Consider the following 9,881-nt stretch of genomic DNA (forward strand, 5'->3'; position numbering starts at 1 on the left):
GTTACCAGGGCCGATACCAGGAAGCTCTTGAGCAGTTCCGCCGCGGTGGGAGCGAGGCTGACGCATGGTACAATCTCGCCTATGTCCAGTGGGTCCGAACGGAACTCGACGCGGCACGGCAATCACTGGAAAAGGCCCTCGCAATCAACCCCGGTCACGAGCTGGCGAGGGAAAGCCTTCTGCGACTTTCCACCGGTCAATCGTTCTTCCCCGAAAATGCGATCGCCAGTCGTTCCTGGCAACCGTATCAGGACTCACCCGAACCGATTGCCGGTCCGGACGCGCAGACACCAGGCGACGAGATCAAACAGGCAGCCTTTCAGGCGTCCTCGGGTACACTCCGACTCGGTCTGAGGGATCGTCCGAGCACTCAAACCCAGCTCGACGTCGCGCGATCATCCTGGGCCCAGCGTATTCAAGAACAATCACAGCTCTCTTCTGTGCCCGAGCGCGAGCACCCTTACTGATCAGGCGAGGAGGCAAAAAATTTCTCGAGGATTCTCCCGAGGATGGCTTCCCCCCTCGCGTTGGCGTGAACGATATCCCGTTTGAACCAGTGGATATCTTCGCCGCACGTTCGGATGTACTGCCCCCATGGTCCCGTCATGTCCAGAAATCCTGTCTTTTCTTCTTCCGCGAGTTTCTTTAATCGCGTGCGAAAGCTGCTGCCCTCCGAAGGCACGTCAAAAGTCCACTCCGGATCGACGCGAGGGTCTTTGTGGCCAAAACAGGGTGTCATAAGAAGAATCTCAGGGTCCGGTTCCAGTTCTGCTCGCACTCTCCGGATGACTTCGCGCACCGACTCGATATCGTCGTGATGACTGATGCCCCCGATCATGAGCAGATCGGGTCGATACTTGAGGACGTACTCGTGAAGCTGAGCAGGATCTTTGTAATACCAGCACCCCGTGCTGCCGCGCACGGATGTTATCTTCTCAATATGAGCACCGGGATAGTGACGCTCGACGAGCTTTTCCCACGCAGAACGGCTTGTATCGTTGACGATGCTGTCGCCAAGCATGACCACCCGGAGGGTCCCACCGCGCCGAAGAATCTCCATTGTCCGGTCCAGGTATCGCCAACGGTCGGCCGGGGGCGTCCATTGCAATGGCGACATCTCGCTGTAAATGAAATCGATGCGTTCCAGCACTGGATCCTTGGGTTTTTCCGCTTCCTCTGCGGCCGTGAGCATACCCCAATAGCCGATCAAAGCCAAAAACAACGATGTTTTTCGGACCATCGCTACACCTCCAGTATCTCGAGAACAAATGAGCCGCCAAAGTCCGTTGACCACGCCATCGCTGAAGACATCGGCGCGCTATGCTTCGCCAAGATTAGCCAGTCTGCCGATTGGACGCCAGTAGGCCGACATGAAACGGCGGATCAGCTCAAAGGCTCCCCGGTCGCCGCGTACCGGTTCAGACTTCCTTGCCCGCAGGCTTTCTTCGAACTCTGTCTCGTTTCGGGAGAAGAGCCACGAACACAGCAGCCCACGGTAACGCGCAAAAAAAATGCCAAACCCAAAATCCAGAGCTCATGCCGCGGGATGACTCCGAATGCCGGAGCGCTACGCGGCCGCAGACGAGTCGAAACAGTTTAGACGCTCAGATATTACTGTCCGCTGAAGTTCCGCCGATGGTGCGAGTGCCGGAGGTGGGAGTTGAACCCACACGGCCCGAAGGCCACTGGATTTTGAGTCCAGCGCGTCTGCCATTCCGCCACTCCGGCCAATTGTTCCCCCGCGCAACCCGTGCGCTGCCGCGCCGGTGTTCGTTACCACACCCGGCGGCGATGGTGACAACCTTTCCGGTCAAGGTACGGGCAGAGTTGCCCCCCGCGCGGTCAACAGCCAGGTGTGCCATTTTTTGCGTTTCTTAAGTATGCTCCCAACTCGGCGAGATGGCAAGTCCCGGTCCAGCCTGAACGCAAAGGCTGCCACACAAGTTTTTGCGTGTCAATAACTTACGCGCCACGTTGCGAAATGAGGCGTGATTGCCAGTAGCCTTGCGATATGGTACACTGAAGGTTTCGAATACCTCTGAAGCGGAGCCCGAAGGCCTCGCCGGCCAGCTTCCAGCAGAAGATTTCCTTCCTGCGATGGAGGATGGCGGTGCGGCGAGATCGAGGGGCCTTCCGCGCAATAACAGCCAGGAGAGGCTCATTTTCGTAGAGAGCTCCCACCTCACGGTTACGGATACGTGTGATTATGTCTGACGCAACGGATCTTCCTGAAGCGGAAAATACTGGCCAAACGAGCGGAGACATTGCAGCCGGTGGCAACGGCGACGGCAGCCGCTTGATTCCTCTTCCCATCGAGGATGAGCTCAAGTCCAGTTACCTCACCTATGCGATGAGCGTCATCGTCAGTCGGGCGTTGCCCGACGTCCGCGACGGTCTCAAACCCTCGCAGCGTCGTATCCTGGTGGCGATGAACGACCTGAACCTGACGCCTGGTGCGGCACGGGTCAAATGTGCGAAGATCTGCGGTGACACGAGCGGAAACTACCACCCTCACGGCGAGAGTGTCATCTACCCGACGCTTGTCCGCATGGCGCAGGAATGGAACATGCGCTACGTGCTCATCGACAAGCAGGGAAATTTCGGGTCGATTGCCGGTCTGCCTCCGGCGGCCATGCGTTACACAGAGGCCCGACTGTCGCCGTATGCCGCGATGATGCTGGAAGATCTGGAGCTGGACACGGTCGACTTTGTTCCCACATACGACGAGCGGCGTCTCGAACCCACCGTTCTTCCGTCCAAATTCCCCAATCTGCTCGTGAACGGGGCCACCGGGATCGCGGTGGGGATGTCCACCGAGATTCCCCCCCACAATCTCACCGAGATCTGCGATGCTCTCATCGCACTCATTGATGATCCCGACATTACCATCGATGAACTGATGGACATCGTTCCCGGACCAGATTTCCCAACCGGGGGCATCATCTGCGGTCGCCGGGGAATCCGTCAGGGTTATTTGACAGGTCACGGGACAATCGTTATCCGTGCACGGGCTGTTATCGAAGAATATCGCGACAATCGTTATCGCATTATTATTAAAGAAATTCCTTTCCAGCAGCAGCGCGATAAAATCGAGGAGCGCATTGCGGAACTCGTCACCGAGGGCAAGATATCCGGAATTGCGAATATCCGCAACGAAAGCGACCTGAAAGAGCCCGTTCGCATCGTTCTGGAATTGAAGCGCGATGCCGACCCGGAAATCGTGCTCAATCAACTCTATGAATATTCCCCTCTACAGCAGACATATTCCATCAATCTTCTGGCACTTGTTGACGGCAAACCCCGTCTGCTCAATTTCAAGGAGCTTCTCCAGGAGTTTGTGCGTCACCGCGTGACGGTCATCCGTCGCAAGACACAGCACCTGCTCTCCAAGGCCCGCCAGCGGAAACACACTGTCGAGGGGCTTCTCCTCGCTCTCGCTAACATCGACGAAGTGATTCGTGTGATCCGGACGTCAGAAACCCAGGCCCAGGCGAAGGAACGGCTCATGGCGATCGCCTGTCCTGCGGCCATGCTTGCGCGGGCACTGGGCGAAGAAGGCTTTGCCCAATTCCAGAAAGAACGTGGAGTCGCCGAGGAGTATTTCCTCACTCCGGTTCAGGCAGACGCCATCCTGCGGATGACACTGGGGCATCTCGTTAACCTCGAACAGGAAAAACTGGCGTCAGAGCACCGCAGTTTATTGGAGAATATTAAAGAATATAATCGAATCCTGTCTGACGAGAAAAATATCCTTGAGATTATCAAGCAGGAGTTGACCGAAATAAAGAACAAGTACGGGGATCCGCGCCGCACGGAAATTTCCGATCAAGAGGTGGGCGCTTTCAATATCGAAGAACTGATCCCCGACGAGATGATGGTCGTGTCGATCAGTTCCGCGGGATATATCAAGCGGACCCCCGTATCGGCCTATCGCGCGCAGCGAAGGGGCGGCAAGGGTTTGAAAGGTGCTCGGGTGGATGATGAAGATCCCATCGAGCATGTTTTTCTCGCGGGAACTCACGACTATCTTCTGTTTTTCACAAATCTTGGTCGCGTGCACTGGCGAAAAGTTTACGAACTTCCGGAACTCCCTCGTGACGCCAAGGGACGCGCTATCGTGAACCTCCTCAACCTTCAACCGGAAGAAAAGGTTGCCGCCTGCCGGCCTGTTCGCGATTTTTCGCTACCTGATCATTACCTCCTCTTTGCAACAGCCCGGGGACTCGTGAAAAAGACCGCGCTCTCAGCCTACGGCCGGCCCGTCCGTGGCGGAATTATCGCCCTCAAACTGCGTGAAGGCGACGAGCTTGTCGGAGCTGTGGTCACCAAAAAAGGGGACGAAGTGCTTTTGGCCACCGAAAAAGGCATGGCCATCCGGTTTCGCGAATCGGATGTACGTCCGATGGGCCGCGCCGCTGCCGGAGTCAAGGGCATTTCGCTGATGGATGATGACCGAGTCGTCGGTTTGGTTGTCGCGGAGCCGGACGCTTGCCTGCTCACGGTGTGTGCCCACGGCTATGGCAAACGCACTCCCATTGGAGCCAGCACTGCGGGCCCAGTCACGGACGAGGACCTTGAAAAGCCTGAACAAGAAACGGAAACGAGCGCCGCCGACGAGGAGCTACCGGAGGAAGAAACCCCGGTCGAGGAGCCGGAAGGAGCGGAAAGTGAGGGAGGTGACGAAGGAGAGGTCGGCTCTCAGTTCTATTACCGGACGCAGCGCCGCGGCGGGAAAGGAATCCGCGACATCAAGACCGATGCCCGAAACGGCCCCGTCGTGGGAGTGGCCGTCGTGCACGACGACGATGAGATTCTCATGATGACGGCTAAGGGTAAAACACAGCGATTGCGGGTCAGTGAGATCCGGCTTGTCGGCCGAAACACAAAGGGTGTCCGCTTGATGACGCTGGACGAAGGGGACACCGTTGTGGCGGTCAAGCGGATCCCCGCGGAACCGGGCAACTCCACCGACAACCGCGAATGAGCTTTCACGCGCAGGATTGAACAACGCTCGCAAGAATGAGACCGGCTAACACGGTCGGCTGTGGTCTTAATCAGGCTTACCGGGGAGTTAGTTCTTGGTCACAGAAGAAATAAGACGCGGATTGCGCTTCGATTAAAGGCCGCCACCCCAAGGCAATTGGCAGTTTTCTTTTCTCAAGGGGTGTTCGCCTGATGGTTGTCCACCATTCCGGCCGGACGTACACTCATGGTTATCTGTCGGAAACCACAACGTGGCGGGTAAACGCGGGAACAAAGGATGGCCGAACGAGCTCTAATCACAGGAGTGACGGGGTTTGTCGGGCGGCACTTATGTCAGCACCTGATGAACCAGGGAGATGAAGTAGCGGGCATTGCGAACACATGGCAAGAATCTTTAGTATCTTGGGGCGAGCTTCCTGAATCGCGAAACGTGCTTTTCTGGGACCTTGCAAAACCCGGAGGCCCTCCACGCGATGTTGTTGACTTTCTCGGCACTTTTCGCCCGACCGTGATTTACCATCTTGCGGCCATCTCCGTGCCGGAAATGTGCGGGGACACGCAGCCCACCGACCTCGCCTGGGCGGTCAATGTGGAAGGAACACGGCGGCTTGTGGAGCTCGCGCTTTCTCTTTCGGAACCACCGCGATTTATTTTTGCCAGCACGAGTCACGTTTATCGCGTGCCGCAGGACGGAATCACGTTCGTTGACGAGACCTATCCGGTGCAACCCCGTAACCCCTACGGACAAACAAAACTTGCAGCCGAAGAAATCCTCCTGGAAGCTCATCAGAGAAAGAGACTTCCTGTTATCATCGTTCGCGCGTTTCCCCATACGGGGCCGGGGCAGTCAGAAAAGATGATGTTACCCGCCTGGGCGGCCCAGTTCGCTCGGGGAGACTCGCCCGTTAAAATTCACACATCACAGGCCGTGATCGATCTTTGCGACGTCCGCGACGTGGTTCGCGCGTACCGTCTTTTGGCTGAGAAGGGCCAGCCGGGCAACATTTATCTGGTGGGCTCCGGAGTTCCCCGCACCAGCGGCGAGGTCTTTCGACTTCTTCATAGGCTGGCCGATCCCGCTCGGCCGGTGATTGAAATACGGCCCGGTCTGAAGTATGATCCGATCGCACGCATCGACAAGCTCGCGCGAACAATCGGGTGGAAGCCGGAAATGCCCCTCGAAACAACCGTGCGCGACACATACCACTGGTGGCTTGACCGCGTCAAAAAAGGTTCTATTGGGCAGCCTTGATATTTTGATATTCGCCAAATTCCCGACCACGAGGAACTCTTATGAAAATTGCAAAAAATTCGCCAAACGTTCTCGCGCTCTTGCCGCCGTTTTATCGCGAATTAGTAATCTTACTGCTGATACTACAGACCACGGTAGTTGGCGTCGCCTGGGCTTCCAACGAAGTGGTTGAAATTCATGTTTCACCGCACGGGCGAGATTCATCACCGGGGACCGCTGAGCAACCTGTAGCGTCGCTGGAGCGGGCGATCGAACTCGTACGCAACGTCCGTAACAAGAAGGGACCAAACATTGATATTAACGTTGTGCTCGACGACGGTGTGTATCGCCTGGAGCACCCGCTTATCATCACTCCTACGGAAAATCCGGGACCTGGTCATCTCCGCTTTATCGCGGCGAATGTCGGCAAGGCGGTGGTGAGCGGAGGTCGTCTTCTCACCGGCTGGAAACAAGTGGCCCAACACTGGGAAGTGGCCATTCCTTCCGTCAACAACCAACCTCTTTTGACGAGGGAACTCTTTATCAATGGGCGCAGGGCTGTTCGGGCGCGCACCCCCAACAGCGGCTTTTTCCGAATCGATCGCCCGGGTCCCGACAAGAGGACGAGTCTCTTCATCCGACCTGAAGACGCGTGGGCGTTTGAAGGCAATATCGCGGGTTGTGAATTCGTCTATCTTCACGACTGGTCCACGTCCCGCGTGAAGATTTTGTCGTTTGATCCTCAAACTTTACAGGTTGTTTTCAGCCAGAGGGTCGGTTGTTCTGCACCTCATTATGAGATCGGCCACTGGCCGCACGCCCGATATTTCCTGGAAAACGGTGAACGGATGCTCGATCAGCCAGGTGAATGGCGGCTCGACACAGAAAAGGCGTCATCATGTATCTGCCCCAGCCTGGTGAGAGCCTGCAGAGGATCGAGGCGGTCGTGCCTGTTTTGGAAGCACTCGCGCAGATCAGGGGTGACAGCTCGAGCGGCGTACCGGTACGCCATGTTCACTGGCAGGGAATTGTCTTCGAGCATTGCCGGTTCGATCTGCCGGCTGCGGGTTATGCGGCCGGGCAGGCCACCATTTATGAGCCTCGGCGAGGTCCACAATCGACAGGGCGAGAAATGATGCCGGCGGCTGTCACGCTGGACCTGGCCGACGGCTGCGCATTCGTCGATTGCTCGTTTCGCCATTTAGGCGGTTCCGGTCTGTGGTTCCGCCGCGAGTGCCGCAACGGGGTTGTTCGGCGGTGTTTCTTCCACGATATATCGGGAAACGGTATCAATATTGGGGAAACACTAACCCGGCCGCTCAAGGATGTATCGCCCGAATGGACTTCACCATTTAACAACGGGTGCACATACGGCATTCACGTTGAAGATTCCGTTATTCGTGAATGTGGCGTGCAATTCTTTGAGGCCGTCGGCATCTGGATCGGGATTTCTCCCGGGAATGTTATCGAACACAATGAAGTGGCCCAGTTGCCCTACACAGGAATATCCGTGGGCTGGAGCTGGAATGATCAACCAACGGGTTGCCGCGATAATATTATTCGCGCGAATCATATTCATCACTGCATGCTCATTCTTCATGATGGCGGGGGTATTTATACGCTAGGCCGGCAACCTGGAACTCGGATTGTCAATAATTTGATCCATGATATTCCGCCCAATGAAGATGGTGCGGAGAGTAACGGTATTTTTATGGATGAGGGAAGCAGTGACATTCTTGTCGAAGGACAAACGATTTACAATATTGGGCGAAGTCCGATCCGCTTTCATAAGGCGCTGGAAATCACCCTGCGTCGGAACACACTCGTCTGCCAACCTGGGGTACCACCGTATCGTTATAACCGCACAGACCCGAAAACACTGCGATTCGAAGGTGATCGCGTGATAGAAGCCGGGCAGTGGGAGCCGCCCGCCGAAGTCGAAAGCGCGGTTGGCCCTCGAAAAATGGGGAACTCCGGCTCCCCTTCCCGCTAGTCGAGGGCGACGATCGGTTGGAAAGAATGTCACGGCGTCGGTGAGTCCGGCACGATTGAAAAGGAGGAGGCGATGCGCTACGCACGTTTCAGTTGCATGCTCGGTTTGGTTCTGGCCCTGTGCGGCCCGCATGCTCTAACTCAGGCAGAGGAAACCGGTCAACCCGGGGGGTACAACGTCCTGTTTATAATCTCCGACGATCTCAATACGAACCTGGCGACATATGGTCATCCGTTGGTCAAATCACCCAATGTGGATCGGGTGGCTCGCTGGGGCCTGCGGTTCGACCGTGCCTACTGCCAGTTTCCGCTCTGCAATCCCAGCCGGGCATCGTTCTTAACAGGTCTGCGACCTGATCACACACGTGTTTATGACAACAGCGTCCATTTTCGCGAGAATATTCCGGAATGCGTGACCCTGCCCGAGTTCTTCCGCAAAAAGGGTTACTTCACCGGCCGGGTGGGGAAGATTTTCCATTACGGGGTTCCCGCACAAATCGGCACAAGCGGCCTTGACGATCCGCAATCGTGGGATCTCGTAGTGAATCCTCGCGGTCGGGATAAAGATGAGGAGGCTAAGATATTCAGTCTCGTTCCGGGGCAATTTGGCGGCACGCTGAGCTGGCTTGCTGCTGATGGCACGGATGAGGAGCAAACAGACGGCATCGGTGCCACGGAGGCTATCAAACTGCTCGAAAAGCATCAGCATGAGCGGTTCTTTTTAGCCGTTGGTTTTTATCGGCCCCATACTCCCTATGTCGCTCCACGGGAATATTTCAGTCTTTATCCTCTCGAGCGGATTGTCGTACCCAGTATTCCGCCAGGTTACTTCGATACTATTCCCAAACTTGCCGTTACCTTGAAAAAAGAAGAAGCGGCAATGGATGAGAATCTGAAGAAGCAGGCCGTCCAAGCCTATTACGCGGCGATCACTTTCATGGACGCTCAGCTCGGTCGCGTTTTAGATGCTGTAGAACGGCTCCATTTGCGGGATAACACGATCATTGTCATGACGAGTGATCACGGATACCACATGCACGAACATGGGCTGTGGCAGAAGCGCACCCTGTTCGAAGAATCCACGCGTGTGCCCTTGCTGATTGTGGTGCCCGGCATGAAACACGCTGGCAAGTCCACCCGGGCGATCGTCGAGATGGTTGACCTTTATCCAACCTTGGCGGAACTCTGCGGCTTCGAACCCCCGGCCAACCTGGATGGCACGAGCCTGGTTCCCATTCTCAATAATCCTGATCTTCCTGGAAAGGAGGCCGCGATCACAGAGGTGACGCGCTCGGTGAAGAGGCAAACAGTTTTTGGATATACCGTCCGCACTGACCGCTGGCGCTATACGGAGTGGGATGACGGAAACCAGGGAAAGGAGCTCTACGACCACAAAAACGATCCGCAAGAGATGCATAATCTTGCCAACGACCCACAGTATGCAGAAGTCATGGCCAAACTGAGCAAGCTTCTGCCCAAACGCCATCAATAGCCATACTCGCGGGATGATGTTATACACAATAAAAAAGACTAAATTGCGTTATTAAGAATCCTGAGATTAGTCACCCTGAAGACTTTGAGCGGTTTCTTGTGCATGTGCAGCAGAGGAGGAAGTCATGAAGAAGCTTACCGTTGGATTGATCGTTGCGGCCATCCTGTTGGGCGGCCTGATGGC

At 56.0% G+C, this 9,881-nt stretch carries 7 protein-coding genes and 1 tRNA gene; 6 read left to right on the plus strand and 2 right to left on the minus strand.

Features of this window, described 5'->3' with window-relative positions; all coding sequences use genetic code 11:
- The coding region (locus H5U08_RS04165) for a tetratricopeptide repeat protein (protein ID WP_297030509.1) at window positions 1-467 on the plus strand (467 nt) is incomplete at its 5' end.
- On the opposite strand, the gene H5U08_RS04170 is transcribed toward H5U08_RS04165, so the two are convergent.
- The gene (locus H5U08_RS04170) at window positions 461-1,240 is read right to left on the minus strand and encodes an SGNH/GDSL hydrolase family protein (RefSeq protein WP_297030510.1); all 780 of its coding nucleotides are present in this window, start codon (window positions 1,238-1,240) and stop codon (window positions 461-463) included. The two genes, H5U08_RS04165 and H5U08_RS04170, sit on opposite strands and share 7 nt — an antisense overlap.
- A 405-nt stretch (window positions 1,241-1,645) precedes the next feature.
- Window positions 1,646-1,728: transfer RNA gene (locus tag H5U08_RS04175), tRNA-Leu, on the minus strand.
- Between the two features lie 478 nt (window positions 1,729-2,206).
- Between H5U08_RS04175 and gyrA the strand changes: the two genes are divergently transcribed.
- The 5 genes from gyrA to H5U08_RS04200 all read left to right on the plus strand — a co-directional run bounded on the left by gyrA (window position 2,207) and on the right by H5U08_RS04200 (window position 9,698).
- Window positions 2,207-4,984: a DNA gyrase subunit A gene (gyrA, locus tag H5U08_RS04180; RefSeq protein WP_297030513.1), complete on the plus strand. Its 2,778-nt coding sequence runs from the start codon at window positions 2,207-2,209 to the stop codon at window positions 4,982-4,984.
- A 276-nt stretch (window positions 4,985-5,260) separates the two neighbouring features.
- Window positions 5,261-6,235, plus strand: coding sequence for an NAD(P)-dependent oxidoreductase (locus H5U08_RS04185; RefSeq protein WP_297030516.1), 975 nt, complete (start codon window positions 5,261-5,263; stop codon window positions 6,233-6,235).
- A 41-nt stretch (window positions 6,236-6,276) separates the two neighbouring features.
- Window positions 6,277-7,350, plus strand: coding sequence for a hypothetical protein (locus H5U08_RS04190; protein ID WP_297030519.1), 1,074 nt, complete (start codon window positions 6,277-6,279; stop codon window positions 7,348-7,350).
- Window positions 7,347-8,207, plus strand: a complete 861-nt coding sequence (locus H5U08_RS04195; RefSeq protein WP_297030522.1) for a right-handed parallel beta-helix repeat-containing protein — start codon at window positions 7,347-7,349, stop codon at window positions 8,205-8,207. Before H5U08_RS04190 ends, H5U08_RS04195 begins: the two co-directional genes overlap by 4 nt.
- Window positions 8,208-8,279: 72 nt before the next feature.
- Window positions 8,280-9,698, plus strand: a complete 1,419-nt coding sequence (locus tag H5U08_RS04200; RefSeq protein WP_297030524.1) for a sulfatase — start codon at window positions 8,280-8,282, stop codon at window positions 9,696-9,698.
- The last annotated feature ends 183 nt before the right edge of the window (window positions 9,699-9,881 follow it).

The sequence above is a fragment of the Thermogutta sp. genome (assembly GCF_014359955.1).
Classification (GTDB): Bacteria; Planctomycetota; Planctomycetia; order Pirellulales; family Thermoguttaceae; genus Thermogutta.

Excerpts from the sequence above, each read along its gene's own strand:
- H5U08_RS04170 (WP_297030510.1), bottom strand. The coding sequence starts at position 1,240 with ATGGTCCGAAAAACATCGTTGTTTTTGGCTTTGATCGGCTATTGGGGT.
- H5U08_RS04185 (WP_297030516.1), top strand. The coding sequence starts at position 5,261 with ATGGCCGAACGAGCTCTAATCACAGGAGTGACGGGGTTTGTCGGGCGG.
- H5U08_RS04200 (WP_297030524.1), top strand. The coding sequence starts at position 8,280 with ATGCGCTACGCACGTTTCAGTTGCATGCTCGGTTTGGTTCTGGCCCTG.
- H5U08_RS04195 (WP_297030522.1), top strand. The coding sequence starts at position 7,347 with ATGATGCCGGCGGCTGTCACGCTGGACCTGGCCGACGGCTGCGCATTC.
- gyrA (WP_297030513.1), top strand. The coding sequence starts at position 2,207 with ATGTCTGACGCAACGGATCTTCCTGAAGCGGAAAATACTGGCCAAACG.
- H5U08_RS04190 (WP_297030519.1), top strand. The coding sequence starts at position 6,277 with ATGAAAATTGCAAAAAATTCGCCAAACGTTCTCGCGCTCTTGCCGCCG.